The following is a 24426-nucleotide window of genomic DNA, read 5'->3' as shown; positions in this document are numbered from 1 at the left end:
GATTTATGAAATCCGGGTCAACCCGGTTGTCCTTTGTTCAGGTTTTTGTATCCCTGAAGCTGAATTCCTTTTTTACGGCATTGTTCTTTGATGACTTTTGCCGCCGCCAGGTTCAATTCCATCTGGTCTGGAGGAACAGTGACATGAAAACCGCAGTTGAATGGGCCGAGCCGGATGCTGTTTTCCACGCCGTCATAGGTGTCATAGATCGGGGTGTAGGGGTGGGCAAACAACCAGCGCAGTTGCAGGGTGGTGACGGTTTTTCCGGAAAGGCGCTGCATGAATCCTTCCAGATCCCTGATGTCCTGTTCCGTCAGGTTGTTCCAGCCCAAAATGACATTGGCATTGACCTTGAATCCGGTTTCAGTACAGAATTCAAGGGTTTTCAACACGTCTGCCATGCGGGTGCCCTTGTTCAGATATTGCCACATGCGGTTTGAAGGAAATTCAATGCCAAAGCCCAGGGTGCAGTCGGGGAGATTATCTCCCATGGTGGCCACAGCTTCCTTCATGGCCCGGGTTTCCGCAGCCGCGGCCCGCATGAAAAACCGGTATTCCATATCCGAAGTGACAGGCAGCATGGGCAGCAGTTTCCGGATATGTTCCGGTGTCATGGACCCGGTATTGAGTCGTACAATTTTGTGCCCGTTGTAATCCAGATCCGTGAATGCCAGGTCCGGATTCGTCCGCTTTCTGAAGTGATCGGCAGAGTGCTGGGCAATGGAACAAAAAGGACATTTTTTCCAGTAACACTGGTTTTCAAGGGTATAGGAATAATAGATCCGGCCCTCGTCCGGGATTTGCGGCGGCAGTTCCAGGCGCCATTGGCCTGAAAATTCAGGCACCCCGAAAAAACGTTCCACGCTCTGGCCGGTCAGGATCAAATTTTCCGGCAGCGGTTTTTCCACCTTGAAGTGCACCGACTGCCAGCCCGGTTTTCCTGTGTGCCGTTCCGATGCCACGGGACCGCCCACGATCACCTGCAGTTCAGGATATGTCAATGCCCACAGATAGGCCTGGTACAGGTGGTTCACATAACTGGCACTGACATATATGGTTCCTTTTTCAATGGGAAGGGGGAGTGGTTGATACGCTGTTTCGTCGTACCATCTGTCCGGATTCAGTTCCAGAGGAATCCATAGAAAATCGCCTTTGTCTGCGCACAGGTCCCAGGTGTCTGAAAATCCATTGCACAGATCAAACCATCCGCTGCCGGTCTGGCCGTAAAATTGAATAAAAAGGGTTTGTTTCACAACATCTTTCCTTTATGTCTTTATGTGACGTAAAATGGTTAACGGCTAAAGATACACCAAACGGAAAATTTATGTAAGGGTTTGACAATTTTGCTGTCATGTCCTACAAGGGTGGAATTCCTGTTTTAATCATGGGGAAAAATCCAGGTGCGGGAGGTGTTGAACAGGTATCATGGATATCGCATTTTTAATGGATGATTTGCGGCAGATTGATCCGGTGTGGGAAACCACGGCCCAAATCATGTACGAGTGCAATCAGCGGGGCCATGAAGTTTTTTTTCTTGAACCCCATGATATTTATGTACGCAAAAATCAGGTGGTGGCACGAATGCGTCATATATCGGTTCCCAAAGATCAGCCCATGACCGATTACTGGGCGGATCTGATCTGCTGCCTGAACCGGGAAGAATTGATATTTGAAACCGTCACCGACCTGGATGTGCTGTTTTTGAGAAAAGATCCCCCGATCAATCATGAGGTCATGGAATTTTTAGGGCCGGTGAGTGATCAGGTGTTTCTGGTGAACAACACCTTAGGCCAGCTCAACTGCAGCAGCAAAGCCTATATTCTGAATTTTCCGGATATTATTCCGGAAACCCATGTCTCCAGAGACCCCAGCCGGTTGAAAAAAATTATTGATGACTTTGGCGGGGCCATGGTGATCAAACCATTGCATGGCCATGGGGGGCATGGCGTGATTAAGGTCAGCAATCAGGATCAGGAAAACCTCAATTCTTTGATCAACTATTATGTCAAAGCAGGAAAACCTTATCCGGAACGCCAGCCCATCATGGTGCAGGAATATTTGAAACAGGTGAAAGAACAGGGCGATGTCCGGATACTGCTGCTGGACGGGGAGATTCTGGGCGCCATGGGCAGAAAATCGGCATCCGGTGATTTCAGGACCAATGTGCATGCCGGTGCACTGGCGTTCAAACATGAGATCACCCCGGCCCAGAAAGAGATCTGCCGGCGGATCAAGCCCAAACTTCAGCAGGATGGCCTGTATTTTGTGGGTATCGATATCATCGGGGATAAACTGGTTGAAATCAATTGTATCAGCCCGGGAGGTATCCCCCGGATCAACCGGTTCAATAACCAGAAACTTGAAATAGCTGTCGTGAACTTTATCGAGGAGAAAATCAGTGGGGCAAATCCGAAAAAGCACAAATAACCCATACACAAAAGCGTGTGACCATAAATCAAACAGTTTTCTGATCTTGATGGCACTTGCCGTGCTGGGACTGGCTGTTGCCGGCCTGTTTTCATGCAGTCAGTCAAAAGAACCTACTTTTTTGAAAATCGGATTGCCGGAAGAACCCCGGTCATTGAACCTGTGGCTGGGAACCGATGCCAACTCCCGAAATATTTTGTCACAGATCTATCAACCATTGTTCCGCCGCCACCCCGAGACCCTGGAAATGATCCCCTGGCTGGCAAAAGAAGATCCGGTGTTCAATGAAAAACAGATGTCTTACACGGTAACGCTCAGGGAGGCCAAATGGTCGGATGGATCGGATTTTACCAGTGAGGATGTGCTGTTTACCCGGCAGCTGTTTTCCGATTTCAAGATTCCCAGGTATTACAGTCACTGGCAGATCATTGAGAAAGTGGAAGCCGTGGACGCTCATACCGTGGTTTTTTATCTCAAAGAGCCTTCCGCAGTGTTCCTTCCCCGGGTCATGACCGCTCCCATGGTTTCGAAAAAAGAATGGGAGCCGGTGTGTAAACAAGCCCTGGCTACGGAAAAACCGTTGCGGTTTCTGCAGGATTATCAGGTGGAAAATCCTCTGGGAACCGGTCCGTTCATGCTGCACGAATACCAGAAAGGCGCTTACATTCACATGATCAAAAATCCTTATTTTTTCGGACAGGGTCAAGCCATCGGCAATTTGACACTGGGACCGTTTGTGGATCATGTTCTTTTCAATATTTACGGCACATCGGACGTGGCGATTCTGGCATTGAAAAAAAAGGATATCGATTATTACTGGTGGGATATTCAGCCCGGATATATCCAGGATCTGGAAAAAAATTCAGACATCGATCTGCACTACAATAAAAAAAGCGCCCTTTATTATCTGGGGTTCAACCTGCGGAAACCCCCGTTCAATGACAAAGTGCTTCGCCAGGCCGTGGCCACCGTGGTGGATAAAGCATTCATTCTGGACCGGATTCTCCAGAATCACGGCAATCCCATGCATTCCATCGTACCGGCCGGCAATCATTTCTGGCACAATCCGGATGTGAGAAAATACGGGGAAGGTATGGATCAGAAAACCCGTATCACGACTGCCTGGAAAATGCTTGCAGATGCCGGATATTCCTGGGAGACGCCCCCGGTCGCATCCGACGGCAGCCTGACAAAGCCTTCGGATATCCAAATGCCTTCCGGGGAAAAAATGGAGAAATTCGTGATCCTGACCCCGCCGGCGGATTATGATCCCAAGCGTGCCTTTGCCGGCACCATGATTCAGGAATGGCTCAGACAGCTGGGTATGCCGGCGTTTGCCAGGCCCATGGCATTCAACTCTTTACTGGAAACAGTCAAAGCCAAACATGATTTTGATGCGTTTGTGCTCGGATATGGAAAACTGGACCTGGATCCGGATTATCTGAGTTCGTTTTTCTCCACGAAAAACGACAATCCCCGGGACTGGAACATGAGCGGGTATCGGAATCCTGAGTTTGACAAACTGGCGGCAACCCAGAAACTGACAGTGGATGTCGAAGCCCGCAGACAGATGATTTTCGACATGCAGGAGATGCTTCTGGAAGATGTGCCGTATTATCCGCTGTACAATCCCCATATCATCGAGGCCACGGTGAACAAACGGTTTAAAGGCTGGGTGGAACGGGTGGACGGTATCGGCAATATCTGGTCTTTGTGCATGGTCAAACCCGTGGATTAAGCGATAAGATAACGGTTGCGATAACATGGCAAAGCCCGGTTACATTCTGTTGAAGCTGGTGGAAGTCGGCATTATTTTCTTTGTGATTCTCACGGCATTGTTTTTTTTGTTCCGGCTGTCTCCGGGAGACCCCATTTCCAAAATGGTGGACCCCATGCTCACGCCGGAAGATATGGCTCACCTGATCCAGCAGATGGGGCTGGATCGGCCCATGTGGGAGCAGTATCTGATTTATGTGAAAAATTTTTTCACAGGAAGTTTCGGGGTTTCCTTTCATTACGGGGAACCCGTGGCAACCATTATTGCGGACAAGCTCAAATGGACCCTGCTTTTGTTCACCACATCTACACTTCTGGCAGCCTTTGCAGGGGTCTACCTGGGAAAAATCGCAGCCTGGCACAAGGGGTCCCGGCTGGACAATGTCATGTCCATATCCGCGCTGGTGTGTTATACCCTGTTCATTCCCTGGTTCGCGCTGCTGCTGCTCTGGATTCTGGGCTTTAAATGGGGACTGTTTCCTTTGGGCGGGGTATTGACCCCGGCTTTGTGGATATCCAACGCTTCTGTGTTCGCCCGGATTCTGGATGTGCTGCATCACCTGATGCTCCCGCTTTTGACCCTGTTTATCATCAATCTGGGGTCCTACCTGCTGCTGATGCGCTCATCCATGCTGTCGGTGCTCAGGGAGGATTATATTTTGACGGCCCGGGCAAAAGGGTTGAGTGAAAAAAAGATCCGGAACAAACATGCGGCACGAAATGCGGCCCTGCCTGTGATCACTTCCGTGGGGTTGTCCCTGGCGTTTTCCATCAACGGCGGCGCTTTGACCGAACAGATTTTCACATGGCCCGGTATCGGTCGGGAACTGATATTTGCGGTGAGCAACAATGATTACCCCCTGGCCCAGGCCTGTTTTCTGCTCATCGCTTTGGTGGTGCTGTGTGCCAACCTGATTGTGGACCTGCTGTATGCATGGCTGGATCCCCGGATTACGTATTAGCCAAAGGATATGTCTGTGCAAAACAAATATTTTATGTGGCGGTTTTATAAGGGATGGCAGATTTTTATTGAAAACCCTTTGGGAAAAACCGGTGTGATCATCTTAAGCGTGTTCATGGTCATGGCGATTGCTTCTTTTTTTGTGCCGCTGATCGACCCCATGTATGATCCCATGACCGGAATCGATCCGGACATCAAATTGTCCACAGGACCCGGCCTGACCCACTGGCTGGGCACGGACAACGTGGGAAGAGATATTCTGGCGCAGCTGCTGGAAGGGGCCAAGGTGGCGTTTATCGTGGGCCTGTCCTCCGCGTTTTTCAGCATTGTCATCGGCACCCTCATCGGCATGATCGCCGGTTATACCGGGGGAATCATCGATGCGGCTCTCATGCGTTTCGCTGATATTATCATGGTGCTGCCCTCTCTGGTGATTCTGTTGATTTTAGCGTCATTGTTCGGTCAGTTCAATATCTGGATCATTGTGTTTATCATTGCCATCTTGCGGTGGCCGGCTGTGTCCCGGGTCATCCGGTCCCAGACCCTGTCGTTGAAACACCGGCCGTTCATCGAGGCTTCCCGGGTGGCCGGGGCCTCCCATGTCCGAATTGTGCTGCGGCATATCATGCCCAATGTCCTGCCCCTGGCTTTTTTGTACATGACATTTCGGGTCACCTCCGCCATTCTGGTGGAAGCATCCCTGTCTTTTCTGGGATTCGGGGATCCCAGCCAGGTGAGCTGGGGCATGATGCTCCAGTGGGTGTGGAAATCCGGCCATATGTTCCAGGCCCCTTACTGGCTGATCCCGCCGGGGCTGTGCATTTCGCTTTTGACCCTGGCGTTTTACATGTTAGGAAGGGCCATGGACGAGGTGCTGGATCCCCGCCTGCGAAAGGAGGGGCAGACCGGATAACATGTCATTGCTATCGGTAGACCATCTGAGTATCGGGTATCAGACCCAAAAAGGCATGCTCAAAGCCGTGGACAATATCCGTTTTGACCTGGAAAAAGGACAGTCCTTAGGGTTTGTGGGAGAATCCGGATGCGGCAAAACCACCATCGGCATGGCCCTGATGGGATTGCTGCCGGAAAACGCCGTGATTCTGGGCGGACACATCCGGTTTCAGGGAGAGGATCTGGCTTCGTTGACGGAAACCCAATGGCAGACCGTCAGGGGCGCAAAAATCGCCATGATATTCCAGGCGGCCATGAATGCCCTGAATCCGGTGATGCCGGTCAATGAACAGATCAAAGAGGCGATTATCACTCATCAGCCGGACATATCTAAAACCGATCTGGCAGACCGGATGAAAGAATTGTTCGATCTGGTGGATATACCGGCCCGGCGCATGAAAGATTATCCCCATGAGTATTCCGGAGGCATGAAACAGCGGGCCATCATCGCCATGGCCCTGGCCTGCGACCCGGCCCTGATCATTGCGGATGAACCCACCACGGCCCTGGATGTCATTGTCCAGGACCAGATACTCAGAGAAATCAAAAAAGTGCAGGAAGCTACCCGCACCGGTCTTGTTTTTATTTCCCATGACATTGCCGTGGTGGCTTCGGTGTGTGAGCGGATCTGCGTGATGTATGCCGGCCAGATCGTTGAAACCGGCACCCGGAAAGAGGTGTTCAAATCCCCCCGCCATCCCTATACCCGGACGTTGTTGAATTCGTATCTGTCACTGGACAATCTCAACGATATCCGGGTGCCGGATATGAAAGAATCCCCGGACCAGACGATCGATACGGATGAATGCCGGTTTGCCGGCTCCTGCGCTTATGCCAAAGGATGTGCCGGCAGGTCCCCTGACTGGATCGATATTTCCCCCACCCACAAGGCATTTTGCTGTAACCCGGATATGATCAGGAGAGGGCATGGAAAAAGCTGATTCAAAAAGCAGGATCCTGGTCGAAATGAAACAGGTGACCAAGGCATATGCGTCCCGCAAAAAACTTTTTACCCGGTCTTCTCCACAGGTCCTGGCCCTGAACAGTATCGACCTGAGCATTGCCAAAGGAGAGGTTTTCGGGCTGGTGGGCCAGAGCGGCAGTGGCAAGACCACGACCGGCCGGCTTCTGGTCAAGCTGGAATCCCCGACCGCAGGAGAGATCTTTTTCAATAAAACGCCCATCAGTCCGCTGAAAGGTTCCGGGTTGAAGACCTACCGGTCCCGGGTTCAGATGATTTTTCAAGACCCCTACCAAAGCCTGAATCCGCATCTATCCATTGCTGAAACCGTGCTGGAACCATTGATTGTTCAAAAGATCGGCACCCCTGATACCCGGACGGAAAAAGTGATCCACACCCTGGATACGGTGGGACTTTCTCCGGGAGAAGCGTTTTTCAACCGATATCCCCACCAGTTGTCCGGGGGACAGCGCCAGCGGGTGGCCATTGCCCGGGCCATTGTGCTGGAGCCGCAGTTCATTGTGGCGGATGAACCCACCTCCATGCTGGATGCCACCATTGCCATTCAACTGTTTCAACTCCTGGAACAGATCAAGGAAACCTTTGGCATGACGGTTTTGTTCATCACCCACAATCTGGCTGCAGCCCGATACATGTGTGACCGGATCGCCGTGATTCATGACGGGCATATCGTGGAAGTGAACACAGCGGACAACATCATCCGGCATCCGGAACATCCATATACCAAACAACTTATCAAGGTTCAGCCCGGATTCAAGTACACCCGGTGATCATTTTTGGGTGGATTGTGCCGGCACAAATCGGTCCAGAACGGGATCATACACGGCCGGATGTGTTTGAATAAACCGACGGATGCCCTGGGTGTGGCGGTCAAAAACAAGCCCGGTGACATAATACCGGAATATATCAAAAAATGGGTGTCCGGCGGTTGAAAACATCTGTTTTGGCTCTGTAATGCCGGCCATTGGGCCATACATGGATTCCAGATGTTGGGCTTCGGCACGGATCAACCGGGCGATGATCTGTTTCTGGACATCATGGCCGGCCAGATACCCCAGGACGGCATCCAGAAAAAATGCCGCTGCATGCATCCGGGACTGGATCACCACGGGTTGTTTGCAAAAATCCAGGTGGGCGGTAATTTTTCGCCGGTATTGCTGCTTCTGGTCCGCATTGAGGGTGTGGTACCGGCCTGGCGGGAAAAGCGGGTGTTTTAACCCGCGCAGAATCGATGGGGTCATCTGTTTGCGGCGCTTCCGGGCCGGTTCATCAAAAATGGTGAAATATTCTTTCAAATTGCGCATTCCGGGCGGGGACAGATCCATGGACCCGGTGTCCAGCAGCAGGGTTTCCACCTGAACATCCAGCAGGCCCGGCAGATGAAACGATCTGTGTTGTTCTCCGGTCACTTCCAGGGGTTTGAAATAATCCACCAGCAATGCCTGACGTCCGATTTTTTTTTTCGGAAACACGGTTGTTTTCCGGGTGACCCGCAGTTTTTTATGCCCCATGGGATACAGGGCGCTGGTGAAGGTCGGAATAATGATGTACACCCCTTCCGGGGTGATTTCCGTCCCATAGGCATCGGTGATGGAGGATTTGATTTCAGTGAAGTCTTCATCCAGGCCGGCGGGAATGAGCAGGTCATTTAAATCGTGCTGTTTTTGCAGTTCAATGCCGGTGGTGGCCTCCAGCGCGGCAATCCGGTCCCGGTTCCTGTCCGTGACACTGATGGACAACGGTATCTGGTGGTGAATCAGGCGGCGCAGCGTGTTTTTTTTATTCCGGGGCACCTTGGTGAGAAGGCTGAACCGGGTGCGATGGGCAAAGGGGATCAACAGATCAGCCAGTGTATAAGCCCCGTGTTCCCAGTCCAGGGGGTCGGATGCGCCGTACAGGGCCGGGTCGGTGTTGCTAAGCGCTGTGAGCCGGGTCAACATGGTTTCAGCGGCCTGGAATGAAAAATGAGACCGGACACCGGGGATGGCCCATTCGTTGCAGCGTCGGCAAAAATGTGAGCACCCGGAGGTCAACTGGACGGTGATGGCATTTTCAAACACCCGGTCCATCTGCCAGGCATCTAAGTTGATCCGGGTTTGCCAGTGTTTAAAATCGATATGCGCCACATGGGCCTGCCGGGTTCTGACCCGATGGGACAGCAGGGTTTTCAGTTCATGAAACGGGGTTGAAAGATCGATTTGGAGAGAAACGATAACATCGTGAAACCGGAGAAAGGCCGTCTGGATCTGGCGCAGAATTTTTTCACAGTTTTCGTTTAACCTTAGATTGCCTTGTCTGGCATGATCCACAATCCGCTGATAGATTTGCGGTATCTGTTCCGGGTCTTTGCGGTAAATGGCTGCCAGAAACCGGTTTTTCAGATCTTCCAGGACCGTTTCATCATCCCTTGGCCCGCTGTTTTTGCACCTGTTCATAAGGATTTCCCAGCCGTTGAAAAGAAACAGGGGAGGCCGGTTTGGCACTCCCCTGTCTCATGTGTCTTTAAATGATTTAAGTTAAACGTGTCAGGGCATCAGCCGTTCACTTCTTCCTTGACCGTGGTGGCCAGTTTGTACAGGATGGTCAGCACCAGAAATCCCGTGGCATAGACCCCTAAGGTGATAATGATTTCCTGGCCCGTGGGTGCGTATTCGGTCACATGATGCAAAGGCGAGGGAACAAACCCGCCGGAGATCATGCCCAAACCCTTGTCGATCCAGGCCCCGATGAAAATCATGGCACAGGCCACCGGCAGCAGCACATAATTGGATCTGAGTTTGGGGATTATCAGCATAACGGCGCCGGCACCCATCAGGATGAATCCGCTCCACATCCAGGGCACCAGGGCGTTATACCCGTGGTATCCGAACAGCAGATACTGAAGATGGGTTTTATGTCCGGGGATATTTGAATAATACACCACAAACACTTCGCACAAAAAGAAGAACAGGTTGGCGATGATGGCGTAGCACACAATTTTGGACAGGGTCTGCATGGCTTCCCAGCCTGGATCAAATTTGGTGAATTTTCTGATGATGTAGCACAGGATGATCAAAAATGCCGGGCCTGCGGCAAAGGCGGATGCCAGAAACCGCGGGGCCAGAATGGCGGTGAGCCAGAATCCCCTGCCCGGCAGGCCGCAGTACAGATAGGCGGTCACCGTGTGAATCCCGATGGCAAAGGGAATGGACAGATAGATCAGCGGTTTGGTCCATGCCGGGGGTTCGACCTGGTTCCGTTCCGCTTCCAGCACTTTCCAGCCGATGATGATGTTTAAAAACAGATACCCTTGCAGAACGATCATGTCATAAAACAGCATGGATTTAGGCGATGGATAGAGCAGGACATTGAGCATGCGCACCGGCTGGCCCAGGTCCACGATAATGAACAGAATGCACATGACCAAGCTGGCTACTGCCAGAAATTCCCCCAGGATGGTGATCCTGTGAAATTTTTCATAATCATGCAGGTAATAGGGAATGACCACCATGACCCCGCCTGCTGCCACCCCCACCAGGAAGGTGAAGTTGGCGATGTAAAATCCCCAGGACACATCCCGGCTCATGCCCGTGATCATCAAGCCGTTGAAGAACTGATCCAGATAGGCCAGTTTTCCAATCCCGATCACGATCAGCAGAAAGATGATCCACACCCAGTATTTTTTACTTCCTTTAACAGCTATTTCAAGCATATGGACCTCTCTTAAACGATGTAGTAAACAGAGGGTTCCGTACCCAGAGACTGTTTACGTCGGATTGTATAATGTTCCTTGAGAAGCTTCCTGACATCGGATTCAGGATCTTCCAGGTCTCCCACCACAATGGCACCTTCAGAGGCTTCCACGCAATGCGGCTGTTCCCCTTTGGCCAGACGTTCGGCGCAGAAATTGCATTTTTCCACCACCCCTTTGGACCGGGTGGGGAAATCCGGATCTGTCTCATCGATGAACGGCCGGGGATCCCTGAAGTTGAAGCTTCGTGATCCATACGGACAGGCCGCCATGCAGAACCGGCACCCGATACAGCGGTGATAATCCATCATCACGATGCCGTCTTCCCGGGAAAACGTGGCCTGGGTGGGACATGCCTGGACACAGGGCGCATTTTTGCAGTGGTTGCACAACACCATGAACGGCAGGTGATGAAATTTTTCATTCAAAAATTCATCTTCCTTGTCCGGGAATGCATAATGGAATTCTTCCTTCCAGATCCATTTGATTTCCTGTTTATGGTTCACCGGCCGGGTTTTGGGATACAGCTGGGTATTCACTTCATGGGTGAAATCGGGTACATTGTGATGGAGATGACAGGCCAGAGAAATTTTTCTGGCCAGATTGTCATCGATCTTTTTGATGTCAATGACCATGCCCCAGCGTTCGGCATGAAGGGCGGTCTCATTTTTCACTTTGGCGGCAGCCCCTGAGCCATGGGAGTCCGAGGCTGCAAAATTTATTGCCGGAGCAGCACCCAACCCGATGGCGGCAATGCCGGCCACTTTCAGAAATCGTCTTCTGCTCTTTTCCATTATTCAATCTCCTTGGGGTTTGTGTGACACTCCCAGCAATAAGGATCTACCGATGTATAGGTATGACAGGCGTCACAGAATTTGGCTTTATCTTCATGGCAGCCCAGGCAGGAATTCTCACCGGTGGACAGGCTCATGTTGAAGGCGTGGCCGTTGGCTGACACATAGATTCGGTCGGCATCCCGTACCACGGCATCCCGCCATTCATCCAGCAGAGACATGTGGTTGGCCCGCATGTCATATGTGTCCAGGACACATTTCTTGGCTTCTTTGGCAGGGCCCAGCAGCTCCGGCTCCGGTGCCGCCTGGGTGGTGGTCACCATGTTGAACCAGAAGGGTGAGAGCACGGCCAGAACAAAGACAGCCAGTCCGCCCATAATCATATTTTTCGTCATTTTATTCCTCCTCCTCGCAACCTGGCAGCGGTTCCATTCTCAGGTCTTCGGTACGTTCTTTTTCACCGGGCAGGATCAATGCGTTGCCCACCAGTTCGTGAATACCGGCCACCTCTACCTCAGGCACCCAGTATTCGCACAAGGTGGACAATGCGGCCCGGTCGATGGCACAAATGGTTCCCAGAGTGTTGACCCCGTATTTTTCATGCACATGCTTGAGCGCGGTGGCCCGGGGCAGGGCCCCTGCCATGCGCAGCTCCATGTTTTCTCCGGCGTTGAGTCCGGCACCGGAGCCGCAGCAGAACGTGTTTTCACGGATGGTGTTGGGCGGCATTTCATAGAAATTGTCGCACACGTTATTAATCACATACCGGGGTTCGTCCAGCAGGCCCATGCCTCTGGCCGGGTTGCAGGAATCATGAAAGGTCATGATCCGGTTGGCGTTTCTGCTTTTGTCCAGTTCCAGTTTGCCGTGCTTGATGAGATCGGCCGTAAATTCCGTGATATGCACCATCTTGGTGGACGCGGCATTGTGGAATTTGGTGCCGGTGATGGGATTCACCGGTACTTCCAGAAAGTCGGCCGGTCCGTTCATGGTATCCATGTACTGGTGGATCACCCGCCACATGTGACCGCATTCGCCCCCTAAAATCCATTTCACGCCCAGGCGTTTGGCTTCATAGTACATTTTGGCGTTCAACCGCTTCATGGTCTCGTGGGAAGTGAAAAAGCCGAAGTTGCCCCCTTCGGACGCATAGGTGGACCAGGTCACATCCAGGCCGTATTTGTCCTTGAGGTACTTGAACAGAATCAGGTACCCCTGGCAGGTATAGGTGCCGGGATCGGCAAACACATCACCGGACGGGGTGACAAAAAGAATGTCCGCCCCTTTTTTCTGGAACTGAGGCGTGCAGTCCACGCCGGTGATGTCTTCGATATCTTCCACGAAAAATTCCAGCATGTCCTTGAAGGCATGGGGTTGAATCCCCAGATGGTTTCCGGTCGTGTAGCAGTTGGAAACCGGGGTGGCGATCCAGTCGATGTTCAATCCCAGCAGGTTGAACAGCTCCCTGGCCATGATGGTGATCTCGGCCGTGTCAATGCCGTAGGGGCAGAACACGGAGCAGCGCCGGCATTCCGTGCACTGGAAGAAGTAGTACCACATCTCCTTGAGCACATCCAGGGTTAAAGGACGGTTGCCCCCTAAGCGCTGGCCTCCGGGAATTTTCTGCAAAATTTTTCCGGCAGTGGTAAAGTCGTTTCTGTAAATGGATCGGAGCAGTTCCGCTCTCAGCACGGGCATGTTCTTGGGATCACCCGTGCCTAAAAAGAAGTGACATTTGTCGGCACAGGCCCCGCAGCGGACACACACATCCATGAAGATCTTGAATGTACGGAATTTTTCAAGCCGTTCCTTGATGCCGTCATGGATGATCTGCTGCCAGTTGTCCGGCAGCTTCCAGTCTTCTTCTGTCGGGTTCCAGCTTCTGGCATTGGGAAGCCCTAAGGTTTCCACACTTTCGGCTTTGGCGGCATAACAGTACATGCCCGGCCGGATCTGAACGGATTTGGTGGTATCCAGCCAGTTGCCAGAATCCGTCCCATAGTCTATTTTATCCAGTAATTCATCTGGTGTCAGTTCGTCGGCCATTGATTACTCCTTTTTTTCCACTGGCAGGCCAGCTTCAATCATTTTGTCTCTGAAGTGATCTTCATACTGTTCATAGGTATGGATCGGCACATCATAGTTCCAGGGGTTTACATGCCGTTTGGCCCGGGTGTTGTTGGCCATGTTCCTTGTGGGACTTAAGAATACGCCGCCTAAGTGCATAAGCTTGCTGGCCGGAAAATAGGCGAACAAAATACTGACCAAAAACAGATGGGCATAGAACAGATTGGCCACCCCGTCGGGAATGGTGGGGCTCAATGTGACCAGTCCCATGGTCATTTCCTTGATGGCGACAATGTCCACCTTGGTGAAATACCGCATGAAAATACCGGTAACGGCAATGCCTAAAATCAGGAACAAGGGGAAAAAATCGGATCCCTGGGAGATATAGCGGACCTTCTGGTCAAACAGCCGTCGTGCCAGCAGAAACAAAACCGCTGCCGGAAGCACCACACCGGACAGAAACAGGCCGGGCAGACCGAGCTGAACAATACCGTCTAAGGCTTCTAAAAACTGGACACAGGACGGCACCGGGGATGTGAAAAACCGGAAGTGTCTGAGCAATACCACCAGGAATGCATAATGAAAGGCCAGAGCCGCCACCCACAGGAAAATTTCCCAGGAATAGGTGATGCGGTTGGATGCGTTGCGGTTAAAGGCTGCCTTGGTGTTACGGAATAAAGACCTGAACAAAAAGATTTCAAGCAACATCCGTATGAAAACACCAGATGCGGTGTCAGGGTTGTCGATGCGGTTCTGTTTAATCCAGGGAAGCGATTTCTGCTGCCCACAGGTTGTGGGAATCCTGAAGGGAACGGCAGATCTTGCCCAGCCCATGACTTTGATGACAAAGCCGACCAGGAAGGCAATGACCGCCAGGTACGGGAAAACAATCCCGAAGAACCACCCAAGCCCTGCTCCCGCCCCCGCGTAAGCCACTAGAAAAAGCAGAAAAACTGCTGTCAGGGGGATCAAGTACTTTTGTGTCATGTTGTAACCACCTCATAGATTTGGTTGCCGGACAAACCTAAATTTTGTCAGGCAAGTTAAGATTTTTTTGAGCCAAGCAGGTCCTCCTCCTTGAGCTCTTTTACCAAGCCTGCCCTTTCAAAGGCTGCGTGAATCCGTCGTTTGCTTTCCGTGGCCTTTAAAAGGAATATATCTTCTCTGCATTTCATCAGCCGATTGAACCCGGCTAAAACGACCTGGTCCACCATCCGGTCGAATTCCCGGGTGTGGGCTGAATCCATGACGGTTTCTCCGATTTTTTTCAGGAAAAAAATAAAACTCACTGCCTCGGCAGCGGAAAATGCCTGGACCGCCCGGATGCGGATGACCGGATCCAGGGCTTTTTCAAGGGTCTCACTGGTATAATCGGAAGCCAGCAGGTGCAGCACATCTTCCAGGGTTTCTCTGGTGACTGCGCCCACGGGATTGTCGAACCGGTCTACATCTTTTCCCAGAATCCGTGCACTCTGGGGAGGATAGGTATTGATGGTTGCCTGGAACCATTTTTTCAGTAATTCATCATGGTTTTGTATCAAGGATTGTTTCAGGGTCATGGGTGCCCGGTCTTTTTTTTTGAGTTGATCTGCCATACTGCCTGTGTCGATTGTTAGATGGATATAAACTTACTTAAATTGTATGTCAAGGGTAAAACAACCGGCTGTTTGCGCGTATCACCGCAGGACAGCGGCTCATTTTTTTTTGAGATGGGGCTGTTCACGGGATTGAATTATATGCTAATGTAACTGACTTTAAAAAAAATAACACGATCTGAGGAAAAGGAAAAATGAGGAAAAAGAAAGGGTTGGCCGTGGCAGGGCTGATTGCCTGCTGCGTGTTGCTGTTTTGTGCCGGGGTCGGGGCGGAACCCGGGCGGTTTTCTGTTTCCGGGGGATATGGAAAAAGCGCTGACAGCATCGATATTTTCCGTATCGGGGTTCAGAAACCATTTTTTACCCGATGGTTTGAATCTTCCACCGGAAGCCTGTCCGGTTATTTTGAGCTGTCATACAATGTGTGGGATAAATCCGGAGACACCACCAACGGGGTGGCATTTTCTCCGGTGTTTGTTTATTGTTTTAACCTGACTGATTTTCAACACATCATCCCTTATGTGGAAGCGGGCATCGGCGCCGCATATATTGATGACTATCACATTGCCGGCCGGAACCTGTCCAGCCATTTTCAGTTTGAAGACCGCATCGGCATCGGGGTGCAGGTGCACCGGATGGATTTCAAGTTCGGATACATGCATTATTCCAATGCAGACCTGAAATTTCCCAATGATGGCATCGATATTTTCATAGGGACGGTGGCATGGCGGTTCTGATTTTAAAAAATCGGTATTTCAAACCGTTTGAAAGGGTATGCCTTTTAAAACTTAGGTTAAAATGGATCATTATTATAAAGAACGGTTCCATGTTCAACAGGATCTGATCAAAAAAATTGCGCCATTGACGGAAACCGGTGATATTCTGGAAATGGTCAGAGAACAGTTGCGTTCACTGATTCCCAATGCCATGGAAGTCTGTGTACTGTTGCTGGATCCCGATGCAGCAAAATATACCAGTCCGTTGCAGTGTGCCCTGTATGACCGGCCGGTGAGCTGTCAGTCCTGCAAACGGGACCGCCCGGCGGTTCAGCAGGCCATTGCCAGAAAAAAAGCGGTGGTGGTGGCTGACAGTGATCCCATTGTCCGTCCGGACGGCTCCCGGATGACGGTGGGACCCGAATACGCCATGCCTGTTTTTGTGGAAAACCGGATTCTCGCGATTGTCAGTGTGGTGATCCAGCCGTTGACCCGGTACACACGCAGAGATTTCTATTTGATCCGGGATTTTGCCAATGTTTTGGGAACCATTTTGCTGACGGCACGACGGCAATGGGAGATCACCCGGGAAAAAATCCGTATCAGCCAGACCCTGGCCAGCCTGACGCCGTTTGTACCCGGATCGGTGCGGCGGATGGCGGATAAAAATCCGGAATTGTTGACCCGGGAAAAAGAAACCAAACAGGTCAGTGTCCTGTTCATCGATCTGGAAGGATATACCGGCCTGAGTGCCACCCGGCCGGAAGCCCAGGTCAATGCCGTCATTGAAAAAGTGTTTTCCAGTTTTGTGGATCCCATTCACCGGTCCCATGGGGAGATCAATGAGACCAGCGGGGACGGGTTCATGATTATTTTCAAGGATCATGACCCGAAAACCAATGCCATGAACGCAGTCAAAGCCGCCTTTGAGATTGCTTCCCGGTGCCGGTCCGTCAGTCTTTCCCTGGCCGGTGAGCTTGATATTCCGGATATGGGACCCATGACCGTCAATATGGGAATCAGTTCCGGAACGGCCCTGGTGGGAATGACTAGGTTCAAGGGAATGCTGGACACCCGCATGACGTTCACGGCATCCGGATCCGTGACCAATATTGCGGCCCGGCTGTCGGACCACGCAACGGGCGGGGATATTCTGATCAGCCGGACTACCAGAGATTTGATCGAAGGCCTGTGGCCGGTCTATGACAGAGGAAAAGCAAAAATGAAAGGGATTTTTGAACCCATTCAGGTGTATTCGCTGCTCAAACCGGCATGAGGGCGCCTTGGCGCTTGCTTAAGAATTCGGAACAAGATCAGGGAGCAATGAAGTGGCGGAGAAAGAGAGATTCGAACTCTCGATGGAAGTTTCCCCCCATACTCGCTTAGCAGGCGAGCGCCTTCAGCCACTCGGCCATTTCTCCGCAATGTGTTGTGGCGGAGGAGGTAGGATTCGAACCCACGAAGCTGTTACACTTAACGGTTTTCAAGACCGCCGCCTTCAGCCGCTCGGCCACTCCTCCGAAATTAAACACCCGCTTATATCATCTTGCGCAAATTCGGTCAACACTTAACTTGGATATTAAGTATCATCTTGTTGTTGACACCGACAGTGGTTGCGCTATATTAAAAGGTTTGACACCAACAAAAATTACAGGAGATTCATGAATGAAACAAAAGATCCGTTTTGAAAAAAATGTCAAGGACGGGAAATTGACAGTACTGGAGTCCAGTGAGGTGGACCCGGGTGTGATCATGCCGCTGCACGAGGAAACCTATGACCTGGCCCAGATGATGGCGGCGGCCACTGAGGGGCTTGAACCCTTTGCCCAGATGCTGCGGCGCCGGACTTTTTTCCCTACCCGGGATCTGTGCATCAAATTGTTCGAGGAAACCGTGGATTTTTTCACGGATGAGACTCAGGATAAAGTGATTGTGGAGTATCTGGACGCAGAGACCCTGCCCGATGAAGAAGAGTTTCAGCTTGAAGATGATGACGTGGAGCTTGATGCGCTTCTGGATGAAGACGGCGACTCCAAGGAAGATGAGATCAAAGAAATCGATGACGAGGATGATACCCCCCGGTTCACTCCGGAAGATACGTCTGAACACGAAAATTAACCGGCACATCAAGAAAAACGGATCTTATGAAACATATCATAAAAAACATGGTGACTGCTGCGGCCCGAAAAGCGGTGGATGCCGGCATGCTTGTGTCCGGACATGTGCCGGAAATGGAAATTGAAGTACCTAAACATGATTCCCAGGGGGATCTGTCCACCAATTTTGCCATGGTTTCCGCCGCCATCCAGAAAATGGCACCCAGAAAAATTGCCGAAGCCGTGATTGCCCATATGGAACCCGAAGACCGGATCGACAAAATTGAAGTGGCCGGCCCGGGATTTATCAACTTTTTTCTACGACCATCTGCCTGGCATCCGGTGGTGGATCAGGTGCTGGCTGCGGATGACCGGTACGGCGCTTCTGATTTCGGCCAAAAAGAGCGGGTCCAGGTGGAATTTGTCAGTGCCAACCCCACCGGTCCTTTACATGTGGGGCATGGCCGGGGGGCCGCGGTCGGGGATGCGGTGGGCAATATCTTGCGTTTTGCCGGATTTTCAGTATCCAAGGAATATTATATCAATGATTCAGGGCGGCAGATCCGTACGCTGGGGACATCGGTCTGGTTCCGGCTGCTGGAACTGGCCGGAAACACAGTTGATTTTCCTGAAGACTGCTACAAAGGCGATTATATCAAGGATCTGGCCCGTGAAGTTTTGGACCGGGAAGGGCCGGATTTTATAAACAGAGATGAAGACAAAGCCATTGACGTCTGTGCCAGATATGCGGCCGGCCGGATACTTGAACAGATCCGATACGACCTGGCTGATTTCGGCGTGACGTTTGATCAGTGGTTCAGTGAACAGAGCCTGTATGATTCAGGGCGTGTTCAACAGTCCATTGACGTGTTGAAAAAAGAGGGTCGGGTCTATGAAAAAGACGGGGCATTGTGGTTCAGGACCCAAGATTTCGGAGATGAGAAAGACCGGGTGGTGGTGAGAAGCAATGGATTGACCACCTATTTTGCTTCGGATATCGCGTATCACCAGGAAAAATATGAGCGGGGATTCGACCGGGTGATCGATGTATGGGGGGCGGATCATCACGGATATATCAACCGCCTGGCAGCCGCTGTCATGGCTTTTGGAAAACAAAGAGACCGGTTCCAGGTGATTCTGGTACAGCTGGTGAATCTGTTGCGGGGGGGGAAACCCGTTCAGATGTCCACCCGGGCCGGGGAGTTTGTCACGCTCAAAGACATTGTGGATGAAGTGGGAAAAGATGCGGCCCGGTTCATGTTTTTAAGCCGCAGCTATGATTCCGGCCTGGATTTTGATCTGGAAGTGGCCAAGCAGAAGAGCAGTGACAACCCGGTGTATTATGTCCAGTATGTCCATGCCCGAATTTCGGGTATTCTGGCCAAAGCAAAGACCCTGCACCCGGAAATGGATGTGGATTTCACCCAGGGACAATATCTGTCAAAACTGGTGGCCCAAGAAGAGATCCAGTTGATCAAGACGTTGGCCGGGTTTCCCGAACAGGTGGAAAAAAGTGCGGCCACCTGCCATCCCCATGTGATTTTTACCTACCTGATGACCCTGGCAGCGGCTTTTCATGCGTATTATAACCGGCACAAAGTAATTACTGAAGACACGGAACTGACCCTGGCCCGGGTCAGCCTGGTTTTGGCCGTGAAAAAGGTGATCCGGAACGGGCTTTTCCTTTTAGGGGTGTCTGCACCTGAAAGAATGTGAGCATGCCTTTTAAAGGCGTTTTAAAATATATCATCTATATTTTCATCGGCGGGTGGCTGTTTCTGCTCGGGGTGATGGCCGGCCGGGGGACATCTCCGGTGACATTTGAAACCCAAGGGTTTCAGGAACGCCTCCAGACCATTGTTGAACAATACAAAGATCCGGAAATGACAGGTGATCCGGATGAAAAAATTGCACTCCATTATTATGATGCTTTGAGTGATGACAAAGGATTCGAGGAGATGACAATTCCAGTGCCTGCGGCAGACCCGGCAGATACGTTTGATGACACCCCGTTGCCCAACCAGGATCTCAAGGAAATTGAGACCGGTGATACCAGGGATGCAAAACTGACGGATGACATCCCGGTCAAGACCAGCAAAAAGGCGGCCACGTTCAACAAAGCGATCGCTGAAAAAATGATGGAACCCCCTTTGCGGGATGAGAAAACCCCGGCATCGGGTGAGAAACCGGAAAAATCGAATTCTCAGGGCAGTTACACCATTCAGGTGGCGGCATTTAAATCGTTCCGGGACGCGGTGACCCAGATGACGACCCTGGAGAAAAAAGGATTCACCGCCACCCGGACAACCAAGGAAATGGACGGCATCACCTGGTATCGGATACGGATCGGAGAATTCGTTTCCCGGGATGCGGCCGTCCAATACCTGGAAAAATTGAACCAGGCCGGTATCAACGGCATGATCATTACAAAGGATTGACAATGAAAATTTCTGAACAGGAAGTTGAAAATATCGCCCATCTGGCCCGGCTCAAGATGGATGATAAACAAAGACAGGCACTTTGCGGGCAGCTCAGTGATATTTTAGGCTATATGGACAAACTGGCCCATGTGGATGTCAACGGCGTTGCCCCGGCATCCGGGGCCGCGTTTATGCACAATATCCTCAGAGAAGATGTGCCGCAGACAAGCCCCGGGCCCCGGGTGACCCTGGCCAATGCCCCGGAAAAAGATCAAGACTATTATCTGGTCCCCCGGGTGGTGAAATAACCGGGGAAAGACCGGAATTCATTTTTCAAGGAAATAACGATATATGGATTTACATACATTGAGCCTGGCCCGGGCCGCACGGATGCTGGGTGAAAAAAAGATATCTTCCACCGAGCTGACCCGGGCGTATCTGGACCGCATTAAAACCCATGACCGCACACTGAACAGCTTTATCACCGCTGATGCAGATGCGGCCCTGGCCCAGGCAGCAGCAGCGGATGATCAGATTGCATCAAACAACCACACGCCGTTCACCGGCATTCCCATGGCCCTGAAGGATCTTTTGTGCACCCAGGGGATGCGAACCACCTGCGGGTCGAAAATTCTGGACAACTTTGTGCCCCGGTATGATGCCACGGTGGTGGAAAAGCTGCGGCAGTCCCATTCGGTTATCATCGGTAAAACCAATATGGATGAGTTTGCCATGGGATCTTCCACAGAAAATTCCGCCTATTTTCCCACCCGGAATCCCTGGCATGTGGATTATGTGCCCGGCGGTTCCAGCGGTGGTTCCGCGGCGGCTGTGGCGGCACAGTTCTGCAGTGCGGCCTTGGGATCGGATACCGGCGGTTCCATCCGGCAGCCGGCATCCCATTGCGGGGTGGTGGGGCTTAAACCCACCTATGGCCGGGTGTCCCGGTATGGCCTGGTCTCTTATGCCTCTTCCCTGGATCAGATCGGCCCTATCACCCGGACTGTGGAAGATGCGGCCCTGATGATGAACCTGATCGCCGGGCATGACCCGAAAGATTCCACATCCGCGCCGGAGCCGGTGCCGGATTTCACTGCCGGGCTGACCGCTTTTGATAAAAACGGGCTCAAAGGCATGACCGTGGGCATTCCAAAGGAATATCTGGACATGCCGGGAATCGATCCGGATGTGCGGGCCGTGTTTGACAACGTCAAAACGCTCATGGAATCCCTGGGAGCGACGATTCAGTCGGTATCTTTGCCCCATACCGATTATGTGGTGGCAGCCTACTATATCATTGCCCCGTGCGAGGCCAGCTCCAACCTGGCACGGTTTGACGGGGTGAAGTACGGTTTCAGAGCACGGGATACCGCCGATCTTCTGGATATGTACAAGCAGACCAAATCCACAGGGTTCGGCCCGGAAGTGCAGCGCCGGATCATCATCGGTACCTATGCCTTGTCAGCCGGATATTATGATGCGTATTACGGCAAAGCTTCCCAGGTGCGGGCCCTGATCATGGCGGATTTTGCAAAGGCGTTTGAGACCTGTGACATTCTTTTGTCTCCCGTGGCCCCGACCCCGGCATTCCGCATCAAAGAAAAGATCGATGATCCGTTGACCATGTATCTGACCGATATTTTTACGTTGTCCGCCAATATGGCCGCAGTGCCCGGCATTTCCGTGCCCGCGGGATTTTCAGCCACCGGGTTGCCCATCGGTGTTCAGATGATGGCCGGCCGGTTTGATGAACTGTCTTTGATCCGGGCCGGATATGGTGTGGAGAAATCAATGAACCTGGAACCCCGGTTCCCGGATATGTAAATTGGGAGGAAATTATCATGAGTAATGTCCAGCCCCAGGGAGATGCATTGAAAAAAGCCATTGAATGGATAAGTGAACAACGCAGAAAATCCCCGGATACTTCCGTGACCCGACTGGCCGATGAGGCGTCCCTGCAGTTTGATTTAAGCCCGAAAGATTCGGAGTTTCTGCTCCGGTTTGTGAAACAGGAGACCTGAATGATCCGGATTCTGCCGGATATCCTGTCCAACCAGATTGCCGCCGGAGAGGTGGTGCAGCGCCCGGCATCCGTGGTCAAGGAACTGGTGGAAAACAGCATCGATGCCCGAGCCACCCGCATCACTGTGGAGATGGACAAAGGCGGCAAATCATTGATCCGGGTGTCCGATGACGGCACGGGACTGTCCCGGGACCAGGCATTGCTGGCCATTGAGCGGTATGCCACCAGCAAGATCCACACAAAAGAGGACCTGTTTGCCATTGCCAGTTTCGGATTTCGCGGTGAAGCTTTGCCGTCCATTGCATCGGTGTCTAAGTTCTGCCTGGTGACAAGACCCCGGGATGCGGATACCGCCACAAAGGTGGAAATGGCCGGAGGCAAGCTGTTACAGGTGTCGGACACGGGGGCTCCGGCCGGCACCCTGGCGGAGGTCAAGCATCTGTTTTTCAATACCCCGGCCCGGCGCAAATTTTTAAAAACCGACACCACGGAAGCGGCCCACATCACCGATACCCTTTCCGGCCTGGCTTTGGGCAATCCATCCGTGGGATTCCGCCTGTTTTCCCAAAACCGGCTGGTCAAGCATTTCCCGCCTGACCAGGACCTGGTGCACCGGGCCATGCTGGTGCTGGGCAATGATGCCGCGGATCATCTGTACGAGATGGACTACTCAGTGGGAGATATCCGGATCACCGGGGTGTGTGCCAACCCGGCCGTGACAAGGGCGACAGCCGGACGCATCTACCTGTTTGTCAACCAGCGCCTGGTCCATGACAAAGGCGTGGTGGCGGCCCTGTTCCGGGGATATGCCGGCCGGATCATGAAAGGGCGGTATCCCGTGGCCGTGGTGTGCTGTGATCTGCCCTGCGACCGGGTGGATGTGAATGTGCATCCATCCAAACGGGAAATCAAATTCCTGGATGCCCGGCCCGTGTATCAGGCCGTGACCGCGGCCGTGAACACGGCATTGATGGCCGCCCAGCAGCAGGTGTCCACCTATACCGGATCCAGGTCAGGCCCTGATCCCCGGCCGGCCGGCCTCATAAACGCTCCCCGGTTTGCGCAGTCACCCATTTCATGGGCACCCGATCCAGTGCCTGCCGATCCCTTGATTGTCCGAAAATCCAAAGGGTTCCGGGATGAAAATCACTTTGATCCAATGCCGGACTCAGACGGCCCTGACCCGGCGGATGAGGTCCGGCAGACCTTTGAACGGTTCAGGACTTCTGAAAACAAATCAGATTCCCCCCAGCCGGCCAAAACCCCGGATCGATCCCCTGTCCCCCGGGTGGTGGGACAGGTCATGGGAACCTATATTGTGGCGGAACAGGAAGACGCTTTGATGCTGGTGGATCAGCATGCCGCCCATGAACGGGTGGTGTATGAGGCGTTGAAGCGCCGGCAGGATCATTTGCCGGCAGACAGTCAATACCTGCTGGTGCCCGAAACTCTGGAACTGAGCGCCAAAGAAGCGGATCTTCTGTCCGGGATTCTGCCGGACCTGGCGGCACTGGGGCTGGTCATCGAACCCTTCGGGGGCGCCACGTTTGTGATCAAGGCCGTGCCCGGACTCCTGGATCAGACATCCGTTAAAACCCTGGTGACCGGGATGGTGGACACATTGATGGAGACCGGTGACACAGCAGTCAGTGAGCAATGGCGGGAAACCTGCCTGATGTCCATGGCCTGTCATCATGCCATCCGGGCCAACCGGACCATGTCCCTGACGGAAATGCAGACATTGATTCAGGATCTGCTGGCCTGTGACAATGCGTTTCACTGCCCCCATGGCCGGCCCACCATTGTCACCTTTGATAAAGTTCAGATGGAAAAGCTGTTCAAAAGGGTTGTTTGAAACATACACATGATATATATTGGCCCTGCA

At 52.3% G+C, this 24426-nt stretch carries 23 protein-coding genes and 2 tRNA genes; 15 read left to right on the top strand and 10 right to left on the bottom strand.

The genetic code is table 11. From position 1 onward, the window contains the following. Positions 1–17: 17 nt before the first annotated feature. A complete protein-coding gene (locus K365_RS0117175) occupies positions 18–1253 on the bottom strand; it encodes a radical SAM protein (RefSeq protein WP_024335585.1) in 1236 nt (411 codons plus the stop codon). A gap of 172 nt (positions 1254–1425) precedes the next feature. Between K365_RS0117175 and gshB the strand changes: the two genes are divergently transcribed. From gshB to K365_RS0117145, 6 genes are read left to right on the top strand one after another with little or no spacing between them, the layout of a single operon-like run. Then, a complete protein-coding gene (gene gshB / locus K365_RS0117170) occupies positions 1426–2427 on the top strand; it encodes a glutathione synthase (RefSeq protein WP_024335584.1) in 1002 nt (333 codons plus the stop codon). Then, entirely contained in the window at positions 2399–4165 is a 1767-nt protein-coding gene (locus tag K365_RS0117165) for an ABC transporter substrate-binding protein (RefSeq protein ID WP_024335583.1), read from the top strand. Before gshB ends, K365_RS0117165 begins: the two co-directional genes overlap by 29 nt. Before the next feature lie 25 nt (positions 4166–4190). Beyond that, on the top strand, positions 4191–5165 hold the full coding sequence (locus K365_RS0117160; RefSeq protein ID WP_024335582.1) for an ABC transporter permease: 975 nt from the start codon (positions 4191–4193) through the stop codon (positions 5163–5165). 15 nt (positions 5166–5180) lie between these two features. Beyond that, positions 5181–6077 carry an ABC transporter permease gene (locus tag K365_RS0117155; RefSeq protein WP_024335581.1) on the top strand — a complete coding sequence of 299 codons (897 nt, stop codon included), beginning with the start codon at positions 5181–5183 and terminating at the stop codon, positions 6075–6077. 1 nt (position 6078) lies between these two features. Then, positions 6079–7059 carry an ABC transporter ATP-binding protein gene (locus tag K365_RS0117150; protein WP_024335580.1) on the top strand — a complete coding sequence of 327 codons (981 nt, stop codon included), beginning with the start codon at positions 6079–6081 and terminating at the stop codon, positions 7057–7059. After that, on the top strand, positions 7046–7870 hold the full coding sequence (locus K365_RS0117145) for an ABC transporter ATP-binding protein (protein WP_024335579.1): 825 nt from the start codon (positions 7046–7048) through the stop codon (positions 7868–7870). Before K365_RS0117150 ends, K365_RS0117145 begins: the two co-directional genes overlap by 14 nt. Here the strand turns inward: K365_RS0117145 and K365_RS0117140 are convergent, their stop codons facing one another. The 7 genes from K365_RS0117140 to K365_RS0117110 all read right to left on the bottom strand — a co-directional run bounded on the left by K365_RS0117140 (position 7871) and on the right by K365_RS0117110 (position 15286). Beyond that, positions 7871–9535: a hypothetical protein gene (locus K365_RS0117140; RefSeq protein WP_156887742.1), complete on the bottom strand. Its 1665-nt coding sequence runs from the start codon at positions 9533–9535 to the stop codon at positions 7871–7873. 98 nt (positions 9536–9633) lie between these two features. Beyond that, positions 9634–10791 (bottom strand): sulfate reduction electron transfer complex DsrMKJOP subunit DsrP, encoded by a 1158-nt coding sequence (gene dsrP / locus K365_RS0117135; protein WP_024335577.1) that lies wholly within the window; start codon positions 10789–10791, stop codon positions 9634–9636. 11 nt (positions 10792–10802) lie between these two features. Continuing rightward, positions 10803–11624 (bottom strand): sulfate reduction electron transfer complex DsrMKJOP subunit DsrO, encoded by an 822-nt coding sequence (gene dsrO / locus K365_RS0117130; protein WP_024335576.1) that lies wholly within the window; start codon positions 11622–11624, stop codon positions 10803–10805. Next, positions 11624–12019 (bottom strand): sulfate reduction electron transfer complex DsrMKJOP subunit DsrJ, encoded by a 396-nt coding sequence (gene dsrJ / locus K365_RS0117125; protein WP_024335575.1) that lies wholly within the window; start codon positions 12017–12019, stop codon positions 11624–11626. The genes dsrO and dsrJ overlap by 1 nt, the downstream gene beginning before the upstream one ends. A 1-nt stretch (position 12020) precedes the next feature. Further along, the gene (gene dsrK, locus K365_RS0117120) at positions 12021–13670 is read right to left on the bottom strand and encodes a sulfate reduction electron transfer complex DsrMKJOP subunit DsrK (RefSeq protein ID WP_024335574.1); all 1650 of its coding nucleotides are present in this window, start codon (positions 13668–13670) and stop codon (positions 12021–12023) included. Between the two features lie 3 nt (positions 13671–13673). Next, complete coding sequence (dsrM, locus tag K365_RS0117115; RefSeq protein ID WP_024335573.1) at positions 13674–14678, bottom strand: sulfate reduction electron transfer complex DsrMKJOP subunit DsrM; 1005 nt, start codon at positions 14676–14678, stop codon at positions 13674–13676. Positions 14679–14734: 56 nt separating this feature from the next. After that, complete coding sequence (locus tag K365_RS0117110) at positions 14735–15286, bottom strand: RsbRD N-terminal domain-containing protein (RefSeq protein WP_051147861.1); 552 nt, start codon at positions 15284–15286, stop codon at positions 14735–14737. A 194-nt stretch (positions 15287–15480) separates the two neighbouring features. On the opposite strand from K365_RS0117110, the gene K365_RS0117105 reads away from it, so the two are divergent. Together K365_RS0117105 and K365_RS0117100 are read left to right on the top strand one after the other, a co-directional pair. Beyond that, positions 15481–16023, top strand: a complete 543-nt coding sequence (locus K365_RS0117105; protein WP_024335571.1) for an acyloxyacyl hydrolase — start codon at positions 15481–15483, stop codon at positions 16021–16023. Positions 16024–16084: 61 nt separating this feature from the next. Beyond that, positions 16085–17278: an adenylate/guanylate cyclase domain-containing protein gene (locus tag K365_RS0117100; protein WP_024335570.1), complete on the top strand. Its 1194-nt coding sequence runs from the start codon at positions 16085–16087 to the stop codon at positions 17276–17278. 53 nt (positions 17279–17331) lie between these two features. Here K365_RS0117100 and K365_RS0117095 read toward each other — a convergent pair. Then, positions 17332–17423 (bottom strand) — tRNA-Ser (locus K365_RS0117095). 11 nt (positions 17424–17434) lie between these two features. After that, a tRNA-Ser gene (locus K365_RS0117090) sits at positions 17435–17522 on the bottom strand. A 145-nt stretch (positions 17523–17667) separates the two neighbouring features. Between K365_RS0117090 and K365_RS0117085 the strand changes: the two genes are divergently transcribed. From K365_RS0117085 to mutL, 7 genes are read left to right on the top strand one after another with little or no spacing between them, the layout of a single operon-like run. Further along, a complete protein-coding gene (locus K365_RS0117085; RefSeq protein ID WP_024335569.1) occupies positions 17668–18120 on the top strand; it encodes a hypothetical protein in 453 nt (150 codons plus the stop codon). Between the two features lie 26 nt (positions 18121–18146). Further along, complete coding sequence (argS, locus tag K365_RS0117080; RefSeq protein ID WP_024335568.1) at positions 18147–19814, top strand: arginine--tRNA ligase; 1668 nt, start codon at positions 18147–18149, stop codon at positions 19812–19814. A 2-nt stretch (positions 19815–19816) separates the two neighbouring features. Next, complete coding sequence (locus tag K365_RS0117075; RefSeq protein WP_024335567.1) at positions 19817–20536, top strand: SPOR domain-containing protein; 720 nt, start codon at positions 19817–19819, stop codon at positions 20534–20536. Positions 20537–20538: 2 nt separating this feature from the next. Beyond that, the gene (gene gatC, locus K365_RS0117070; protein ID WP_024335566.1) at positions 20539–20826 is read left to right on the top strand and encodes an Asp-tRNA(Asn)/Glu-tRNA(Gln) amidotransferase subunit GatC; all 288 of its coding nucleotides are present in this window, start codon (positions 20539–20541) and stop codon (positions 20824–20826) included. 43 nt (positions 20827–20869) lie between these two features. Then, a complete protein-coding gene (gatA, locus tag K365_RS0117065) occupies positions 20870–22342 on the top strand; it encodes an Asp-tRNA(Asn)/Glu-tRNA(Gln) amidotransferase subunit GatA (RefSeq protein WP_024335565.1) in 1473 nt (490 codons plus the stop codon). Positions 22343–22359: 17 nt separating this feature from the next. Next, complete coding sequence (locus tag K365_RS0117060) at positions 22360–22539, top strand: hypothetical protein (protein ID WP_024335564.1); 180 nt, start codon at positions 22360–22362, stop codon at positions 22537–22539. Beyond that, a complete protein-coding gene (mutL, locus tag K365_RS0117055; protein WP_024335563.1) occupies positions 22540–24396 on the top strand; it encodes a DNA mismatch repair endonuclease MutL in 1857 nt (618 codons plus the stop codon). Positions 24397–24426: the final 30 nt, after the last annotated feature.

Origin of the sequence: Desulfotignum balticum DSM 7044 (assembly GCF_000421285.1) — a bacterium.
Lineage (GTDB): Bacteria > Desulfobacterota > Desulfobacteria > Desulfobacterales > Desulfobacteraceae > Desulfotignum > Desulfotignum balticum.
The sequence above is the reverse complement of the archived record's forward strand: the minus strand, read 5'-3'. Positions and strand labels throughout refer to the sequence as shown.

Bases quoted from the DNA above. Each gene is read 5' to 3' on its own strand.
- gshB (WP_024335584.1), top strand. From the start codon at position 1,426: ATGGATATCGCATTTTTAATGGATGATTTGCGGCAGATTGATCCGGTG.
- K365_RS0117160 (WP_024335582.1), top strand. From the start codon at position 4,191: ATGGCAAAGCCCGGTTACATTCTGTTGAAGCTGGTGGAAGTCGGCATT.
- K365_RS0117150 (WP_024335580.1), top strand. From the start codon at position 6,079: ATGTCATTGCTATCGGTAGACCATCTGAGTATCGGGTATCAGACCCAA.
- K365_RS0117145 (WP_024335579.1), top strand. From the start codon at position 7,046: ATGGAAAAAGCTGATTCAAAAAGCAGGATCCTGGTCGAAATGAAACAG.
- K365_RS0117140 (WP_156887742.1), bottom strand. From the start codon at position 9,535: ATGAACAGGTGCAAAAACAGCGGGCCAAGGGATGATGAAACGGTCCTG.
- dsrP (WP_024335577.1), bottom strand. From the start codon at position 10,791: ATGCTTGAAATAGCTGTTAAAGGAAGTAAAAAATACTGGGTGTGGATC.
- dsrO (WP_024335576.1), bottom strand. From the start codon at position 11,624: ATGGAAAAGAGCAGAAGACGATTTCTGAAAGTGGCCGGCATTGCCGCC.
- dsrJ (WP_024335575.1), bottom strand. From the start codon at position 12,019: ATGACGAAAAATATGATTATGGGCGGACTGGCTGTCTTTGTTCTGGCC.
- dsrK (WP_024335574.1), bottom strand. From the start codon at position 13,670: ATGGCCGACGAACTGACACCAGATGAATTACTGGATAAAATAGACTAT.
- dsrM (WP_024335573.1), bottom strand. From the start codon at position 14,678: ATGACACAAAAGTACTTGATCCCCCTGACAGCAGTTTTTCTGCTTTTT.
- K365_RS0117110 (WP_051147861.1), bottom strand. From the start codon at position 15,286: ATGGCAGATCAACTCAAAAAAAAAGACCGGGCACCCATGACCCTGAAA.
- K365_RS0117105 (WP_024335571.1), top strand. From the start codon at position 15,481: ATGAGGAAAAAGAAAGGGTTGGCCGTGGCAGGGCTGATTGCCTGCTGC.
- K365_RS0117100 (WP_024335570.1), top strand. From the start codon at position 16,085: ATGGATCATTATTATAAAGAACGGTTCCATGTTCAACAGGATCTGATC.
- K365_RS0117085 (WP_024335569.1), top strand. From the start codon at position 17,668: ATGAAACAAAAGATCCGTTTTGAAAAAAATGTCAAGGACGGGAAATTG.
- argS (WP_024335568.1), top strand. From the start codon at position 18,147: ATGAAACATATCATAAAAAACATGGTGACTGCTGCGGCCCGAAAAGCG.
- K365_RS0117075 (WP_024335567.1), top strand. From the start codon at position 19,817: ATGCCTTTTAAAGGCGTTTTAAAATATATCATCTATATTTTCATCGGC.
- gatC (WP_024335566.1), top strand. From the start codon at position 20,539: ATGAAAATTTCTGAACAGGAAGTTGAAAATATCGCCCATCTGGCCCGG.
- gatA (WP_024335565.1), top strand. From the start codon at position 20,870: ATGGATTTACATACATTGAGCCTGGCCCGGGCCGCACGGATGCTGGGT.
- K365_RS0117060 (WP_024335564.1), top strand. From the start codon at position 22,360: ATGAGTAATGTCCAGCCCCAGGGAGATGCATTGAAAAAAGCCATTGAA.
- mutL (WP_024335563.1), top strand. From the start codon at position 22,540: ATGATCCGGATTCTGCCGGATATCCTGTCCAACCAGATTGCCGCCGGA.